The sequence below is a fragment of the Nonomuraea sp. NPDC050383 genome (assembly GCF_044459125.1).
In the GTDB taxonomy this organism is placed as follows: domain Bacteria; phylum Actinomycetota; class Actinomycetes; order Streptosporangiales; family Streptosporangiaceae; genus Nonomuraea.
The window spans coordinates 98,018-113,502 of record NZ_JBITIP010000005.1 but is presented as its reverse complement, the minus strand read 5'-3'; the positions used below and the strand labels follow the sequence as shown (position 1 = coordinate 113,502).

The 15,485-nt window shown below is 72.7% G+C and carries 15 protein-coding genes; 7 read left to right on the top strand and 8 right to left on the bottom strand.

Translation table 11 applies throughout. From position 1 onward, the window contains the following. Positions 1-40: 40 nt before the first annotated feature. The 6 genes from ACIBG4_RS14670 to ACIBG4_RS14645 form a co-directional block, all read right to left on the bottom strand. Positions 41-1,885: a sigma factor-like helix-turn-helix DNA-binding protein gene (locus tag ACIBG4_RS14670; RefSeq protein WP_397202205.1), complete on the bottom strand. Its 1,845-nt coding sequence runs from the start codon at positions 1,883-1,885 to the stop codon at positions 41-43. Positions 1,886-1,933: 48 nt separating this feature from the next. Beyond that, positions 1,934-3,754: a UvrD-helicase domain-containing protein gene (locus tag ACIBG4_RS14665; protein WP_310712875.1), complete on the bottom strand. Its 1,821-nt coding sequence runs from the start codon at positions 3,752-3,754 to the stop codon at positions 1,934-1,936. 6 nt (positions 3,755-3,760) lie between these two features. Continuing rightward, a complete protein-coding gene (locus ACIBG4_RS14660; protein ID WP_397202204.1) occupies positions 3,761-5,869 on the bottom strand; it encodes a hypothetical protein in 2,109 nt (702 codons plus the stop codon). A gap of 152 nt (positions 5,870-6,021) precedes the next feature. Continuing rightward, a complete protein-coding gene (locus tag ACIBG4_RS14655; RefSeq protein ID WP_397202203.1) occupies positions 6,022-6,825 on the bottom strand; it encodes a class I SAM-dependent methyltransferase in 804 nt (267 codons plus the stop codon). Positions 6,826-6,899: 74 nt separating this feature from the next. Beyond that, positions 6,900-7,958, bottom strand: coding sequence for an ABC transporter substrate-binding protein (locus ACIBG4_RS14650; protein WP_355444838.1), 1,059 nt, complete (start codon positions 7,956-7,958; stop codon positions 6,900-6,902). A 17-nt stretch (positions 7,959-7,975) separates the two neighbouring features. Further along, a complete protein-coding gene (locus ACIBG4_RS14645) occupies positions 7,976-8,206 on the bottom strand; it encodes a hypothetical protein (RefSeq protein ID WP_310712881.1) in 231 nt (76 codons plus the stop codon). Between the two features lie 105 nt (positions 8,207-8,311). Between ACIBG4_RS14645 and fdxA the strand changes: the two genes are divergently transcribed. The 3 genes from fdxA to ACIBG4_RS14630 all read left to right on the top strand — a co-directional run bounded on the left by fdxA (position 8,312) and on the right by ACIBG4_RS14630 (position 10,592). Further along, positions 8,312-8,638 carry a ferredoxin gene (gene fdxA, locus ACIBG4_RS14640; RefSeq protein WP_310713081.1) on the top strand — a complete coding sequence of 109 codons (327 nt, stop codon included), beginning with the start codon at positions 8,312-8,314 and terminating at the stop codon, positions 8,636-8,638. Between the two features lie 110 nt (positions 8,639-8,748). Beyond that, positions 8,749-9,819, top strand: coding sequence for a succinyldiaminopimelate transaminase (gene dapC, locus ACIBG4_RS14635; RefSeq protein ID WP_397202202.1), 1,071 nt, complete (start codon positions 8,749-8,751; stop codon positions 9,817-9,819). A gap of 119 nt (positions 9,820-9,938) precedes the next feature. Next, complete coding sequence (locus ACIBG4_RS14630; RefSeq protein WP_397202201.1) at positions 9,939-10,592, top strand: DUF4178 domain-containing protein; 654 nt, start codon at positions 9,939-9,941, stop codon at positions 10,590-10,592. Between the two features lie 15 nt (positions 10,593-10,607). Here the strand turns inward: ACIBG4_RS14630 and ACIBG4_RS14625 are convergent, their stop codons facing one another. Next, positions 10,608-11,429: a hypothetical protein gene (locus ACIBG4_RS14625; protein ID WP_310712887.1), complete on the bottom strand. Its 822-nt coding sequence runs from the start codon at positions 11,427-11,429 to the stop codon at positions 10,608-10,610. Between the two features lie 37 nt (positions 11,430-11,466). Between ACIBG4_RS14625 and ACIBG4_RS14620 the strand changes: the two genes are divergently transcribed. The 4 genes from ACIBG4_RS14620 to ACIBG4_RS14605 all read left to right on the top strand — a co-directional run bounded on the left by ACIBG4_RS14620 (position 11,467) and on the right by ACIBG4_RS14605 (position 15,037). Continuing rightward, positions 11,467-12,300 (top strand): 2,3,4,5-tetrahydropyridine-2,6-dicarboxylate N-succinyltransferase, encoded by an 834-nt coding sequence (locus ACIBG4_RS14620; protein ID WP_397202200.1) that lies wholly within the window; start codon positions 11,467-11,469, stop codon positions 12,298-12,300. Next, positions 12,300-13,355, top strand: a complete 1,056-nt coding sequence (gene dapE / locus ACIBG4_RS14615; protein ID WP_397202499.1) for a succinyl-diaminopimelate desuccinylase — start codon at positions 12,300-12,302, stop codon at positions 13,353-13,355. Before ACIBG4_RS14620 ends, dapE begins: the two co-directional genes overlap by 1 nt. A 288-nt stretch (positions 13,356-13,643) precedes the next feature. Beyond that, a complete protein-coding gene (locus ACIBG4_RS14610; RefSeq protein WP_397202199.1) occupies positions 13,644-14,441 on the top strand; it encodes a TIGR00730 family Rossman fold protein in 798 nt (265 codons plus the stop codon). Positions 14,442-14,452: 11 nt separating this feature from the next. Then, a complete protein-coding gene (locus tag ACIBG4_RS14605) occupies positions 14,453-15,037 on the top strand; it encodes a TIGR00730 family Rossman fold protein (RefSeq protein WP_310712893.1) in 585 nt (194 codons plus the stop codon). Positions 15,038-15,179: 142 nt separating this feature from the next. Here the strand turns inward: ACIBG4_RS14605 and ACIBG4_RS14600 are convergent, their stop codons facing one another. Further along, positions 15,180-15,461 carry a hypothetical protein gene (locus tag ACIBG4_RS14600; RefSeq protein ID WP_310712895.1) on the bottom strand — a complete coding sequence of 94 codons (282 nt, stop codon included), beginning with the start codon at positions 15,459-15,461 and terminating at the stop codon, positions 15,180-15,182. Between the last annotated feature and the right edge of the window lie 24 nt (positions 15,462-15,485).

Here is a 15,485-nt window from a genome sequence, read left to right as displayed (position 1 = left end):
CCGCCCCGCACCGGGCCCGGGGAGGCCGGCACACGAGCGCTCAGCCGCCCAGGAAGCCGAGGATGTCGCGGTCGCCGCGCTCCCGCAGCCGGGCCAGCACCTCGTCGCGCGTCGCCGTGTCCGGCAGCCCCACCCGGGCGCCGATCAGCCGCAGCCCCTCCGCCTCGGAGGTCACCGGCGCGGTGTAGCCGATGAGGTAGAGCGCCCGGTTCAGCGGCGGCATCGTCACCGGCGCGGCCGGCAGGTAGCGCGTCAGCAGCTCGCCGCCGTCGGACACGGTCAGGAAGACGTGGTCGCCCTCGCCGGCCTTGAAGTCGGCCAGCACGTTGCGGATCGACCCCATGGTGGGCTGGTTGTGCCAGCTCACCACCACGTCCCCGGACGGCGTGGACGCGGTGAGCTGCCCGCCGGGAGCCATGCCCAGGTACGCCGCGAACCCGGTCGGCAGCGGCGAGCCCGACCCGCGCAGGTGCTCGGCGTTGACGTCGACCCGGTGCCACCACCGCCCGTCGCGGCTGCGGAAGCTGCGGCGCGTCAGCGAGACGTCCTTGCGCGGCTGGTACGGCTCCGCCGCGCCGCCGGCGGGCGCGGTGCCGGCCACCCGGATCCAGCCCCGCTGGGTCCGCTCGAACCCCGGTCCGCCCGAGTAGGCGCGGACCGAGCTCTCGCTGACGTCGTAGCGGGAGGTGAGGTTGGTGACGATGGTGCTGACCGACGCCTCGCCGCCGGCCCGCTCGATCTCGCGGGCGATCATCTCCCGGATGCCGAGGTACTCGTCGCCGCCCCACCGGGTCAGCCCGTACTTGTTGCGGTCGACCCGCAGGAACCGGTCGTCGGCGGTGAGCTGGTTGCGGATGCCGACGAGGCTGTAGTCCTCGCCGATGCGCTCCTGGATCTCCTCCGGCGGCAGCGGCTTGCCGGCCACGGCCAGGACGGCCTCGGCCTTCTCGTTGATGCTGCGCGGCCACGGCACCACGTGCTGCTCCAGCACGCGCAGCTGCGGCACGGACTTGATCCAGCGCTCGGCGACATCCTCGCGGACCCCGAGCTGGGCGACCATGGTGACGGCCTCGGCGAGCGGTCGCGGGCCGTCGGTGAAGAGCTGGCGCGTCTTCTCCCGCAGCTCCTCGGCGCCGCCGGCGACGAGCCAGCCCTCGGACTGCTCGTAGCCGGTCAGCAGCGTCCGCACGAACCTCCAGGCCGGGATGCCGAGCGTCCGCAGCTCCGCGCGGTGCCACGGCACGGCCGCGGCGAGGTCGTCGGACGGCACGGCGGATCCGAGCCGTCCGCGGAGCCAGGTGACGTGCGCGACGAGCGGCACCGCGTCGGGACCGCCGAGCCAGGCCTCCACGTGGTCGCGCAGGTCCCGCTCGATCTGCCTGATGCGCTCCCGGGTGACCGAGAAGCGCTGCGCCAGCTCGTCCAGGGTGACCCGCTGGACCGCGTAGAGCCGGTCGCGGGCGATGGCCCGCTGCCGGTCGTCCATGGCCCTGAACAGGCCGTCGACGAGGTCGGGCAGCGGCTTGTCGCGCCGGACGGGGACGGCCGGCGCGTCGGCGGGCTCCAGCAGGCGCTCGAACACCCCGCCGAACAGCTTCTGGACCACGTCCTTGCCCAGCATCTCCGGCGTGCGCTCGGCCTCGGCCGGGTCGGAGAAGCGCAGCAGCGGCAGGATGTCGCCGAGCAGCAGGTGGCCCCAGCAGGCCACGGCGAGGTCGGCGAGGTGGCCGGCGACGCCCTGGGTGCCGATGACGGCGCAGGCGCGGTCGAGCGGGATCGCCTGCCACCAGGCCTCTGGCAGCTGGGGATCTTCCACGATGGGCGCGACCTGACCAGGAGAGGTCCAGCGCACAGGTGGCGCGAGGTCGCTCAGGCTGAGGTTCATTCGGGTCCAACCGGCAATGGGAAGAAATCCGCAGTTCAGACTATGTGCTCAGAACGACAGAAATGGGCTGCCCCTTCCTGAGTGGGAGACGTAAAGGATCGATCGCGCGCGCGTGCACGCCACGTACAGCATGCCGCGTTCGCGCTGGAGCGCGCGGGCCCGGGCCGCCGGGTCGTCGGGCGGCGTCTCGGGCACCACGCCCTCGGCCACACCGATGACCGCCACCCTCTCGAACTCCAGGCCCTTCAGGTTCTGGAACGTCGACACCCGCACCTCCCGGTCGCCGAGCGCCCGCCGGGCCTCCCGCACCAGCGCGGGCGTGCGCGCGGCCACGGCGATCTCACCGGGCGGCACCCCCTCGGCGAGCCAGGCGCCGACCGTTCCGGCCAGGCCGGCGAGCTCCGCCTCGGGCGACTCGTAGGCCAGCACCACCGGTCGTCCGCCGTCGCGCGTCGCGCGCAGGCCGTACAACGGAGACATACCCTTGACCAGCCCGTCCACCGGCCCGCCGCCCCGCAACCGGACCGCGAACGTCAGCAGCTCCTGCGGCAGCCGGTGGGAGACCCGCAGCGTGCGCTGCTCGGCCGGGATGCCGAGCGCGCCGAGGGCCACGCTCGTGTCGGTCACCCGCTGGTGCGGGTCGCCGACGATGAACAGGTCGTCGTGCGTGTGCGGCGCGGCCGCCCGCAGCAGCCGCCACTGCGCGGGGCTGTAGTCCTGCGCGTCGTCCACGACGATGTGACGGTACGGCTTGCGTCCCGGATCGACGTCGTCAAGCAGGTCACCCGTCGTCCTCGACAGCAGCCGGAGCGCCTCGTCGGTCAGCTCGGCCAGCGTCCGGGCCCCCGGCCCGATCAGCGCGGGACGGCGGCCCTCGGCGTCGCTCACGATGCGCATGGCCAGCCGCTCGGGGTTGTCCACCTCGACCCGCTTGCGCACGGACTCGTCGGCGATGAGCGTGTCCAGCCGGGCCGACAGGTCCTCGCCCAGGCTCTGGGAGAACGTCACCAGCAGCACCGGCCCCTTGCCCCGCGCGGCCAGATGGGCGGCCCGGTGCAGCGCCACGAGCGTCTTGCCGGTGCCCGGACCACCGATGACCAGCAGCGGCTGCTCATAGCGGGGGGCGTGGGCCAGCCGGTGCTGCGGCGGGTGCAGGAACGTGCACCACTCCGGCGCGCTCAGCACCCGGTCCAGCTCCACCTTGTCGGCGACGAACGCCGCCCGGTCCGGGCTGCGGCGCAGGGCGGCGTGCAGGTCCTCCGTGTCGATCTGGCGCGGCTCCTCGTCCACGGCGCGCCAGCCGTCGAGCTCCCGCCACGCCTCCGACAGGGTTCCGCCACGGGCCAGCACGGACAGGGGGGCGTGCTGGGTGGGCGGCAGGAGGGGTTCGAGCGCGTCCACGTCGGCCTCGGTGGTGATCAGCCGGATCAGGGGCAGCGCCCGCACGTCGATGCCCAGCGCGAGCAGGTCGCCGTCGCAGATCGGGTCGAACAGCCGCGCCGGGCCCGCCGACCTGCGCAGCGCCGGCTCCACCCGTTCCAGCGCGTCGGCGTCCCACTCCTCCACGACGCCCAGGACGGGGTTGATGCCGAAGCGGTGCCGCCGGGCGTGCGACCACGCCTCGGCGTCGGGCAGCACCGTGCGCAGCCAGTACACGTCCCGCTGCCGCACCACGACGCCGCGATGGCCCTCGCCCAGGCGCAGCGTCGCCACCCGCGCGTCACGCGCGCCCCGCACCCGCTCGGGGTGCGGGCCGCCCGCCACGTTCAGCAGGAACCGGCGTAACGCGACCACGGCGTCCCTGCGCACCGGCGGAGCCAGTGCGCTGAGCCGCCCGGGGAACCCGGGGCCGATCGCGAGCCGCGGCACGCCGGCTCAGTCCAACAGGGCGAGCAGGTCGCGGTCGCCGCGCTCGCGCAGCCGGTTCAGCAGATCCGGCAGGGCCACGGGCCCCGTCAGGCCGATCCGGGTGGCGATCACCCGGGCGGCCTGGTCGCGGGTGCCGCCCGGAGCGGTGTAGCCGACCAGGCGGAGCGCCTTGGTGATCTTCTCGGCGCCCTGCGCGGCCACCGGCAGGTGCCTGGCCCGCAGCACGCCCTCGTCCGACAGTGTGAGGAACAGGTGGCCGCCCTCCTTCGCGCCGACGTCCACCAGCAGCCGCTCCACCGACTCCAGCACCGGTCTGCCGTGCCAGGTCATCGTCAGCTCTCCTGCCGCGCTGCGCACCGTCCGCGTCTCGCCGGGCGACAGCCCCAGGTACGCGGCGAACCCGGTCGGCAGCGCGCACTCGCCCCCGCCGAGCTGCTCCGCCGTCACGTCCACGCGCAGCCACCACCTGCCGTCCGGCTGCCGGAAGCAGCGCCGTGTCTGTGAGACGTCCTTCAGCGGCTGGTACGGCTTGCCGCCCCCCTGCTCGCCCCCGTGCTGCTCGCTCCCGTGCTGGCCGGCCTCGTGCGGACCGGCCTCGTGCGGCCCGGCTTCTTGCGGGCCGGCGGCGGGAGGCTCGTCCACGTGGTGCTCGCCGGACCCGCCGTTGCTCTCCCCGGGCGCCGGCGTGGCCGGCATGAACGCCTGGAACATGGACGGTCCGGGCGGTCCGGGCGGTCCGGGCTGCGCGGGCGGTCTGGGCTTCCGGACGGGGAGCTCGGGCGCGGGGGACGCCGGTGGGGCGGCCGGCACGCCGTTGGCGGCGGGCACGGCTGCCTGCGGGGGCCGGGGCGGCAGGGTGGCCAGCACGAACTGCCAGGCCGGCACCTCCAGCGCCTTGATCTCCTTGGCGTGCCAGGGCGCGGCTCCGATGACCCGGTCGCGGGGCGCGGCGGGGCCGATCGTCCTGCGCAGCTCGTCCAGGTGCTCCCGGTACGGGGCCGCCTCGTCGCTGGCCAGCCACTGGTCGAGGCGGGCCCGCAGCCGCTCCTCGGTCTCGGAGATCTCGGTCGGTGGCACGGCGAACAGCTTGGCGAGCTGGTCCACGGCGGACGGCTCGTCGGTGAAGACCCGGTTCTGCGCGACGGCCCAGCTCTTGTCGTCGAGCCCGGCGAAGGCCGCCTCGATCAGCTGGGACAGGTCCCGCGCCGCCTGCCCGCCCTCGGCCTCCGGCTCGTCGTCCTCGGTCTCGTCGTCCTCCGTCGCGGGGCCGTCGCCCTCCTGCCGGCGGTCGTCGAGCTCGACGTCCTGCGGCTCCTCTTCCTGCGGCTCCACGGCCTCAGGCTCTTCCGCGTGCGCCTCCGCGGCCTCGTGATCCGCGGCCTCGTGATCCACGGGTTCGGGCTCCGCGATCTCTTCGGCCTCGGAGTCCGCGACCTCGTCCACGATCTCCGGCACATCGGGCCCGGCCTCAGCCTCAGCCGCCTCAGCCTCGGCCTCGACGGCCTCCAGCTCAGCCTCGACGGCCTCCGGCTCGGGCTCCTCGGACTCGGCGGCGTCCACGGCCTCGACCGGCGCCTCCACCGGCTCGGGCGCGGGCCCGCCCACGACGGGCTCTGCCACGACGGGCGAGGCGACGGCGGGCGAGGCGGCGGCGGGCACGGGCGGCACGACGGATGCGGCCGGCACGACGGACGCGGCAGCGGTGGAGGGCAGAGGGGACACCCGGGCGAACACCGCGGAGAACAGCGTCCCCAGCACCGCCCGCGCCTGGATGAACGGCTGGTCCACCAGCTCCCGGCCGGTCAGGGCGAGCAGTCCCGCCCACGAGCCGGCGCGGTCGAGTGCGATGGCGACGTGCGGCTCGTCCGCCTCCTCGGGATCCAGCACGTGCAGCGCGGGCAGGATGTCACCCACGGCGGCGGCGGGCCACTGCTCCAGCGCGATCTCCGTGAGCAGCTCTCCCAGCGCCTCCGGCCCGATGACCGCGAGGACGCGGGGCAGCGGCAGGCTGCGCCACCAGGCGTCCGGAAGGTCCGGCTGCCCGGTGAGCAGCGTGATCGTGGACGCGTCGCTCCACCTCAACGGTGGTACGAGGTCGCTCAGGCAGAAGTTCATCCCGTTCCGTTCACCGGCCCCTCACGCCGCCGTGTCGTCGCAAGGCTCGTCAAGCTGATCAAAACGTGCGTATCGCGGTGCGGGCACAGTCTCGCCGCCCACGGAACAGACCATAGTCCGGCAAAACAGCCCTACGCATCATGGACTACGCATCAGCGCCGGACAGCGGCGAAGCGCAGGCGCACGTAATCCGCCATCCAGCCCGTCTCCCTGCGCAGCGCGGGCGCGGCCAGCTCGTTGACCCGCCCCAGCAGCGGCGCGACGACCTCCGGAGGCAGCCCCTCGATGACCGAGGAGGCGAACATCCGCACCCAGTCGGCGGCTCCGCCGGGGCACTCCTCAAGGGGCGTGGGACGGTCGAAGTACTCCAGCAGCCGCACCACGAAGCCCTCCTGCTCCAGGCGGCGGGCGTACTCGGCGGGCGTGGGGAAGTACCAGGGCAGGTCGGGCTCGCGCAGCCCGTACTCGCGCCAGGCCGTCAGCATGGCGGCGGTCAGCTCGGCGCAGTTGCCCGCCCCGCCCATCTCGGCGACGAACCGGCCCCCCGGGACCAGGGCCTCGCGGACGTTGGCGATGACGGTGGCCGGGTCGCGGCTCATCCAGTGGAGCGCGGCGTTGGAGAAGACGGCGTCGTAGGCCTGGACGACGGTGAAGTCGTGGCCGTCGCCGATGATGAAGTCGATGCCGGGGTGCTGCGCGAGCGCCTTCTCGATCATGGCGGGGGAGCCGTCGATGCCGAGCACCTCGGCGCCGCGCGCGGCGATCTGGGCCGTCAGCACGCCGGTGCCGCAGCCGAGGTCGAGCACGCGCTCCCCGGGCCGCGGATCCAGCAGGTCGACCAGGGGAGCGCCCTGGGTGGAGACGTAGCCGAAACTGCCGTCGTAGGCGCGACTGCTCCACCGCTCCAAGCTCGGTGCGTCATATCGCAAGACGATCAGCTCACATTCGTCAGACATCGGGCCCCCGTGGCCGTGCTGTCCGTTCACTTTAGAGGCTGAGCGTCGCTATGACATACCGAGTCACATCGGTCTCACCGGACGCTCTTTGTCCATTCTCTCTTCAGGTAGGACTTTCCCGCGTCGGTTTGCGGGATCGTGAGCAGGACCGGCGGTCCGGGCGGGACGGGCAGCTTGGCGGCCTGCTCGGTGTCGAGCTTGCCGCGCATGAGCATGGCCTCCGCGCGCGCCGGCCGGGCGTACCCGCGCTGCAGCAGATTCTGGCCCTCGTCGGAGAAGAGGAACTCCTCCCACAGCCGGGCCGCGGCCGGGTGCGGCGCGGTCTTGGAGATGGCCTGCACGTGGTACGAGCCGAGCGGGGCGTCCTTCGGGATCGTGACCCTCCATCCGTCGGGGTTCTGCGCGGCGCGGCGGGCGTTGACGTGGTCCCAGCTCACGATCACGTTCGCCTTGGCGGGCTCGGTGAGCCGCCCGGCGTGCCCGAGCCTGCCGAACAGCTCCACCCCGCGCCGCGGGTGGGGCGTGCCGCGCTCCAGCGAGGCCGCCATGACGCCGTCGAAGGCCGCCTCCGCGCGCAGCGGGTCGCCGTCGAGCGCGACCGTGTAGCCGGGCTTGGTGAGGTCGGCGAACGAGGTGGGCGCGGGGACGCGCGGGTCGTAGCCGATCGACATGTACGAGCCGTAGGCGGCGTACCAGGCGCCGGTCGGGTCCTTGACGTCGTCCGGCAGGTCCTGCCAGCCCGCCACCTTGTACGGCGAGAAGTGGCCGGCGTGGGCCACCGCCACGTCCAGCGTGAGGTCGTACACGTCGGGCTTGGGCTGCACCGCCGCCTGGAGCTGGCGGGCGCTGCTGGCGTTCGGCTCCAGCTCGTTCACCTTGACGCCGTACTTGTCGGTGAAGGCGGCGAGGATGCCCCCGTAGTTCACCCAGTCGTGGGGGAGCCCGATCACGGTGAGCGACCCCTCCTGGCGGGCCGCCGCCACGAGCCGGTCCATGTCGCCGAAGCCCTCCTTGAGGGAGAGGGCCCGCGCGTTCACCGGCGGGAGCGGCTTGGACGGCGTGCTGGTGGTGGACGCGCCGCACCCGGCGCTGACGAGGATGGCTGCCGCGGCGGCACACATACGTACGGTCACACGGCGAATACTCGCCGCTACGGACGCCCAGGTCGAGGAGGCGCGGCCGGTACGATCCTGGCCGCCACCAGACTCTCCTCGGAGATCTCCACGAGCGTGCCGTCCCTTTTACGCACCCGCAACACGCCGTGCTCCCACGATTCCAGGACGCCGACCGCGTCGCTGAACCCGCCGGGAACCCGTCTGCGCGTGGTGATCCGGGCGCCCACGTCGGCACTTGTGACGCTGATCACCAGACGAGCGGCCATGAGTTTGCCACCCTCCGTTTCGGCCAGCCGACAAGCACGGCAATACTAGGGCCTAGCAAACCGCGGTCAGATTCAGCCATGGTGGCGGAGAAGAAGGAGCTCGAGGTGACCTACGTCATCGCGCAGCCTTGCGTGGACGTCCTGGACAAGGCGTGCATCGAGGAGTGCCCCGTCGACTGCATCTACGAGGGCGAGCGCATGTTGTACATCCACCCGGACGAGTGCGTGGACTGCGGGGCGTGCGAGCCGGTGTGCCCCGTCGAGGCCATCTTCTATGAGGACGACCTTCCTGAGCAGTGGAAGGACTTCTACAAGGCCAATGTCGACTTCTTCGAGGACCTGGGCTCGCCCGGCGGCGCCTCGAAGGTCGGCAAGATCGAGAAGGACCACCCGGTCGTCGCGGCGCTGCCGCCTCAGGGTGAGGGCGACTAGCCGCCCGTACGCCGTGGGCGGTCGCCCGGCCGGCCCGGCGCCACGGTGTGCGCCGGTGCCGTGACGTGCGCCGTCGCGGTACCGCCGGCACCACCGAGACCTGGAGTTCCGTGAACACCCTGCCCGACTTTCCGTGGGACAAGCTGGAGCCCTACAAGGAGCGCGCCCGTGCCCATCCCGACGGGGTCGTCGACCTGTCGATCGGTACCCCGGTCGACCCGGTGCCCCCGGCGGTACAGGAGGCGCTGACCGCGGCCTCCGACAGCCCCGGCTATCCGATGACGCACGGCACCCGGCGGCTGCGCGAGGCGGCGGCGGGCTGGCTGCGGCGCAGGCACGAGGTCACGGTGGACCAGCACGACGTGCTGCCGCTGATCGGGTCCAAGGAGTTCGTCGCCTGGCTGCCGACCTATCTCGGCGCCAAGCGGGTGGTGCTGCCCGAGCTGGCCTATCCCACGTACGACGTGGGCGCGCGGCTGGCGGGCGCCTCGACGCTGGCCTCGGACGGCCTGCTGGCGCTCGGCCCCGAGCGCCCCGACCTGGTGTGGATCAACTCGCCGGGCAACCCCACGGGCCGCGTGCTCCCGGCCGAGCACCTGCGCAAGGTGGTGGCCTGGGCCCGCGAGCGCGGCACGGTCGTGGCCTCCGACGAGTGCTACATCGAGCTGGGCTGGGAGGAGCGACCGGTCTCCATCCTGCACCCCGACGTCTGCGGCGGCTCCCACGAGGGGCTGCTCGCCGTCCACTCGCTCTCCAAGCGGTCCAACCTGGCCGGCTACCGAGCGGGTTTCGTCACGGGCGACCCGGCGCTGGTGAAGCGCCTGCTGGAGGTCCGCAAGCACGCGGGCATGATCATGCCGGCCCCGGTGCAGGCGGCGATGGCCGCCGCGCTGGCCGACGACGGGCACGCCGACGAGCAGCGGGAGCTCTACGCGGCCCGCCGCGCGCGGCTGCGCCCGGCGCTGGAGGCGGCCGGCTGGCGCATCGACCATTCGACAGCCGGTCTCTACTTCTGGGCGTCCAACGGAGAAAAATCGTGGGATCAGGTCGGCAAGCTCGCTGATATCGGTATTTTGGTCGCGCCAGGGGAATTCTACGGAGCGGCGGGCGGGCAGCACGTGCGCATCGCGGTGACCGCCACCGACGAGCGCGTCGATGCGGCGGTACGCCGCCTCCAGTAGGATCCCGGCACAGCCCGCCCCGCCGGCGGGCGCGTACATGTCAATAAGGGCGTTACTCAGGGCGTTGACAAAGGCGCTCGCCGAGACAGACCGCGAGTGGAGCGAGCTGAGCTATGGGCATGACCGCCATGGTCGTACTCGGACTGAGCATCGCCACCGTCCTCCTGCTGCTGCTGGTGGCCTTCCTGGTCGTCATGCGCCAGGGCAGGAAGGGCCGGACTGCCGAGCCGCCGGTCGAGGTCGCTCCCCTCGAGACCCCGTTGCCGGCGCCGGTGGGCGTGGTGCTGTATGCCGGGTCCGACTACGCCGACCCCCGCACGATCAAGGTCGGCGACGGGATCGAGGTCCACGGCTCGCCCGCGCGCGTGCTAGGCGCCGTGTTCGTCTCCTGGCAGGGGCACGAGTGGACGGAGTTCCTCCTGCGCGACGTCGCCCGCCGCCGGCAGTGGCTGTCGGTCGAGGTGCGCCAGGGCGACCCGCCGCACCTGGAGGTGTTCATGTGGACCGAGGTGCCCACGCAGGGCATGGTCCCCGCCAAGAGCATGCTCATCATGGAGGGCGTCGAGTTCTTCCCCATCGAGCGCGGCACGGCGGCCTTCCGGTGCGAGGGCGACACCGGCCTGCCGGAGCGCGGCCTGCTCGACTTCGCCGACTACCGGGCCTCCGACGGCAGGCTGCTGTCCTTCGAGCGGATCCAGGGCGGCTCGTGGACCGCCAGCTACGCCAGCCCGCTGGCCCCCGGCTCCATCGCCATCGTCAGCCGCGCCACCTGACCCGGGCGCGTCCGGCTACGACAGCTCCACCTGGGCGTCGCCGGCCTTGCCGCCGGCCTTCCAGCCCTCCACGTTCGCGTCGTTCTTCCACACCGCGCCGCTGAACCCCACCCGGCTCAGTCCGTACTTCTGCGCGTACGCCACCGACCAGGCCGCGATCAGCCATCCGCGGCGCGTGCTCGTGACGGCCGGGTCGCCGATGGCCCGCGCGAGCTGGCGGCGCGCCTCGGTGGCCTTGGGCTTCGGCGGCGCCGTCTCCCCCTTGGCCGGCGGGTACCAGCAGTGGAGGGCGCGCGGCACCCGGCCGGTGAACGTCGCGGCGAGGATCTTGGCGTCCTCCTCGTGCGGGGCGTAGGCGTAGCCGCCCGCCGAGCGCTGCACCTCCTGGGCGGCCTCGGCCAGCGGGATCTTCCGGTAGTTCTTGACCTTCACCAGTGCCGCGAAGAACTTGTTGGTCGCGTAGACCGGGTCCATGAGCTGCTTCTTCTTGCCCCAGCCCTGCGACTCGCGCTGCTGGAACACCCCGACCGAGTCGCGGTCGCCGCCGGGCAGGTTGTAGAGCTTGGACTCCTGGAGCGCCGTGGCGTAAGCGATCACCACGGCCCGCTCGGGCAGCCTGCGGCGCGCCGCGACGGCGGCGATGGTGGCCGCGATCTGCGCCTGCTCGATGTCGAGGTCGAGGACGCCCTCCGGGGTGCGCACGCTGCAGTAGGCCTCCGGAGGGGCGAGCGGCTGCGCCTTGCTGAGCAGCTTGAACAGGCCCACGGAGATCGCCACCGCGAGCACGACGACGATGGCCGCGATCGTGATGACACCGCGGGAGAAGCGCACGCGCACTCTGGAAAACCTACCCGGCCGGATAAGCTCCGTGGCCATGAGTGACCAGAGCACGTCGTCACCGATCCCACCGGCGGTCGACGCCCTGTGGGAGCTGCGCGCGGAGCTGTCGCCCCAGGACAGCGAGGCGCGCGCCGTGGTGGTGGGCGCGATCGACCTGCTCGACACCGGCAAGGCGCGGGTGGCCGAGGTGTCGGACGGCGAGGTGGTGGTGGACGAGCGGGCCAGGCGGGCGATCCTGCTCGCCTTCAAGGTGCTCGGCATGGCCCGGTCGCAGGTGGGCGACTTCCAGCACATCGACCGGGTGCCGCTCAAGACCACGTTCGACGGGGTGCGCGTGGTGCCCGGCGCGATCGCCCGCTGGGGCTCGTACGCCGCGCCCGGTGTGGTGCTGATGCCGTCGTTCGTCAACATCGGCGCCCACGTCGGGTCCGGCACGATGGTCGACACGTGGGCCACGGTCGGATCGTGCGCCCAGATCGGCGCCAACGTGCACCTGTCGGGCGGCGTGGGCATCGGCGGGGTGCTGGAGCCGCCCGGGGCGCTTCCGGTGGTCGTGGAGGACGACGCGCTGGTCGGCAGCCGCGCCATGCTCGTCGAGGGCGCCCGGGTGGGACGTGGCGCGGTCGTCGGGGCGGGCACGATCCTGTCGGCGTCGATACCCGTGATAGACGTGGAGACGGGCGAGGAGCTGGCCCGTGGCCGGGTGCCCGACTGGTGCGTGGCCGTCGGCGGCACCCGTCAGAAGGAGTTCCCCGGCGGCACGTTCGGCCTGCCGTGCGTGCTGGTGATCAAGCGGCTGGAGCCGGGGCAGCGGCACGACAAGGCGGCGCTCAACGAGGCGCTGCGCGAGCACGGGGTGAACACGTGATGCTGGACCTGACCCAGGACGTCCGCGACCTGACCGCGGCGATCGTCGACATCGAGTCGGTGAGCGGCGACGAGCGGGAGCTGGCCGACGCGGTGGAGGGGGCGCTCGGCGCGCTGCCGCACCTGAAGGTCGACCGGTCCGGCGAGACGGTCGTCGCCCGCACCACGCTCGGGCGGGGCGAGCGCGTGCTGATCGCCGGGCATCTCGACACCGTCCCCATCCACGCCAACCTGCCGAGCCGCGTCGAGGGCGACCTCCTCCACGGCTGCGGCACCTCCGACATGAAGGCGGGCGTCGCCGTCGCGCTGAAGCTCGCCGCGGCGCTCCCCGCGCCCAACCGCGACGTCACGTACGTCTTCTACGACTGCGAGGAGGTCGAGGCCGAGCGCAACGGGCTCAACCGGGTCGCCCGCGACCACGCCGACTGGCTCGCCGCCGACTTCGCCGTGCTGATGGAGCCGACGGACGGGGTGATCGAGGGCGGCTGCCAGGGCACGCTACGGGCCGAGGTGCTGGTCACGGGCAAGCGTTCGCACAGCGCCCGGTCATGGTTCGGGGTCAACGCCATCCACGGCATCGAGCCGGTCCTGGCCCGGCTGAACGCCTACCAGGCGCGCCGGCCGGTCGTCGACGGGCTGGAGTACCACGAGGGGCTGAACGCCGTCGGGGTGCGCGGCGGGGTCGCGGGCAACGTCATCCCGGACACGTGCGTGGTCACGGTCAACTACCGCTTCGCGCCCGACCTCACCGAGGACCAGGCGCGGGCGCACGTGCGCGAGGTGTTCGACGGGTTCGAGGTGAGCTTCACCGACGGGGCCCCGGCCGCCCGGCCGGGTCTGACGCACCCGGTGGCGGCGGCCTTCGCCGCGGCCGTGGGCGGCGAGCCGCGGGCCAAGCTCGGCTGGACGGACGTGGCGCGGTTCTCGGCGCTGGGCATCCCGGCCGTCAACTACGGCCCCGGCGACCCGAACCTGGCGCACCAGCAGGGGGAGTACGTCTCCCGGCAGAAGATCGTGGAGAGCGAGCGGGCGATGCTCGACTGGCTCTCGGCCTGACACGAGACCCCGGAACATGAAAGTGGCTTTCCTCGCCGGCCATTTGGCGGGGAAAGCCACTTTCAGTCCCGAGCAGCACCCTCGGCAGTTAGACGCAGGCGAGTCGAAATCCGGTTCCCCTCTTTTTTCATGATTTTTTGCCACCCCCCACACGGGCGTTGACCTGCTATTTTGCTCGGACGGCCCAGTCGGTGGGCCGTCCACGGCCCGGTCCGCGGGGAGGTGCGCCGGCGCCGGAGGGAACGGCCCCTGGTTCAGGGGCACAGAAGGAGGGCTAGCGTGATCCGCATGGATACGACACGTCGCGAGCGCCGTCAGGGCCAGGCCGTGGTCCGTGGCAGCCTCGTCCCCGAATCCACGCACGACCAGCGCCTGCTCGACCGGCAGGGCCCCGCCGACTGGGTCCACATGGACCCGTGGCGGGTGCTGCGGATCCAGGCGGAGTTCGTCGAGGGCTTCGGCCAGCTCGCCGAGCTGCCGCGGGCCGTCACGGTCTTCGGCTCCGCCCGCACCCCCGCCAACTCCGCCGAGTACGCCATGGGCCGCGCGCTCGGCCGGGCCATCGCCGAGGCCGGCTACGCCGTCATCACCGGCGGCGGACCGGGCGTGATGGAGTCGGCCAACCGCGGCGCCTCCGAGGTCGACGGCGCCGTCTCGGTGGGACTCGGCATCGAGCTGCCGTTCGAGCAGCGCATGAACGAGTACGTGGACCTGGGCATCGAGTTCCGTTACTTCTTCGTCCGCAAGACCATGTTCGTGAAGTACTCGTGCGGCTTCATCGCCCTCCCCGGCGGCTTCGGCACGCTGGACGAGCTGTTCGAGGCTCTCACGCTGGTGCAGACGCACAAGGTCACCTCGTTCCCGGTCGTGCTCATGGGCTCGGAGTTCTGGGGCGGACTGATCGACTGGATCAAGAGCACGCTGCTGGGCACCGGCAAGATCGCCGAGCAGGACCTCGACCTGATCACCGTCACCGACGACGTGGACGAGGCCGTGCGCATCGTCGTGGAGTCCGACCAGGCGCGCTCCCGGCTGCGCCAGGAGGAGATCGAGGCGGCCGCGGGCCACACCGCCGAACCGCAATAAGCTGACATGCCGTGAATGTCTGCGTGTTCTGTGCGTCCAGTCAGAAGATCGACCCCAAGTACGTGGAGCTGGCGACGCATGCCGGCACCGAGCTGGCCAGACGTGGCCACACACTGGTCAGCGGCGGTGCCACCGTCTCCTGCATGGGCGCCGTCACCGCAGCCGCCCGGGCGGCGGGCGGGCGCACGATCGGCGTCATCCCTCAGGCGCTGGTGGACATCGAGATCGCCGACCGCGACTCCGACGAGCTGATCGTCACCCCCGGCATGCGCGAGCGCAAGGGCGTCATGGACGAGCGGTCCGACGCCTTCCTCGTGCTGCCGGGCGGCATCGGCACCCTGGAGGAGCTGTTCGAGATCTGGACGGCCCGCGTCCTGGGCATCCACGACAGGCCCCTGGTCATCCTCGACCCGTGGGGTCTGTACGCGCCGCTGCGCGCGCTCGTGGAGCACATGTACGACGAGGGGTTCACCCGGGCGAACGTCTTCGACGCGATCTCGTGGACGACGTCGGTGGAGGAGGCGCTCGACCACATCGAGAGCCGCGCCCAGCCGGTGCGCCCCACGGCGGAGGAGCTGGGCGAGGCCACGGGCTGAAACCAGGACCCGCAGATCACGGAGCGTCGGGCCCCGGCGTTCAGGGCCCGGGTGTTCAGGGCCCGGATGTTCGGGGCCCAGGTGTTCGGGGCCGGTGCTTTCAGTCCGGCGCTTTCAGTCCGGTGCCTTCAGGCCGGCGTTTTCAGGCCAGGGCGCGGCGGGCCAGGGCCGGGGGGCGGCGGCCGGCCAGCGACTCCGTCATCTCCAGCGCCAGGCGTACCTGGTCGGTGTGCTCGGTGACGAACACCCGCGCGCCGTGCCAGCAGTAGACGGCCGCCGCGGCGAGCGCGGCATCGAGCTCCGGTGGCAGGGTGACCAGCACGGTCGCGCCCGCCCGCGCCAGCGCCGCGGCCTCGGCGGGCGAGCCCGCGGGGGTCCAGGCGGGGTCCGGAGACGCACCGGGTGCGACAACTGCGGGACTCATGCCTCGATGGTATGAGTACGATGC

Bases quoted from the DNA above. Each gene is read 5' to 3' on its own strand.
- ACIBG4_RS14600 (WP_310712895.1), bottom strand. From the start codon at position 15,461: ATGAGTCCCGCAGTTGTCGCACCCGGTGCGTCTCCGGACCCCGCCTGG.
- ACIBG4_RS14655 (WP_397202203.1), bottom strand. From the start codon at position 6,825: ATGTCTGACGAATGTGAGCTGATCGTCTTGCGATATGACGCACCGAGC.
- ACIBG4_RS14660 (WP_397202204.1), bottom strand. From the start codon at position 5,869: ATGAACTTCTGCCTGAGCGACCTCGTACCACCGTTGAGGTGGAGCGAC.
- ACIBG4_RS14630 (WP_397202201.1), top strand. From the start codon at position 9,939: ATGACCGCCATGGTCGTACTCGGACTGAGCATCGCCACCGTCCTCCTG.
- ACIBG4_RS14610 (WP_397202199.1), top strand. From the start codon at position 13,644: ATGGATACGACACGTCGCGAGCGCCGTCAGGGCCAGGCCGTGGTCCGT.
- ACIBG4_RS14645 (WP_310712881.1), bottom strand. From the start codon at position 8,206: ATGGCCGCTCGTCTGGTGATCAGCGTCACAAGTGCCGACGTGGGCGCC.
- dapE (WP_397202499.1), top strand. From the start codon at position 12,300: ATGCTGGACCTGACCCAGGACGTCCGCGACCTGACCGCGGCGATCGTC.
- ACIBG4_RS14670 (WP_397202205.1), bottom strand. From the start codon at position 1,885: ATGAACCTCAGCCTGAGCGACCTCGCGCCACCTGTGCGCTGGACCTCT.
- ACIBG4_RS14620 (WP_397202200.1), top strand. From the start codon at position 11,467: ATGAGTGACCAGAGCACGTCGTCACCGATCCCACCGGCGGTCGACGCC.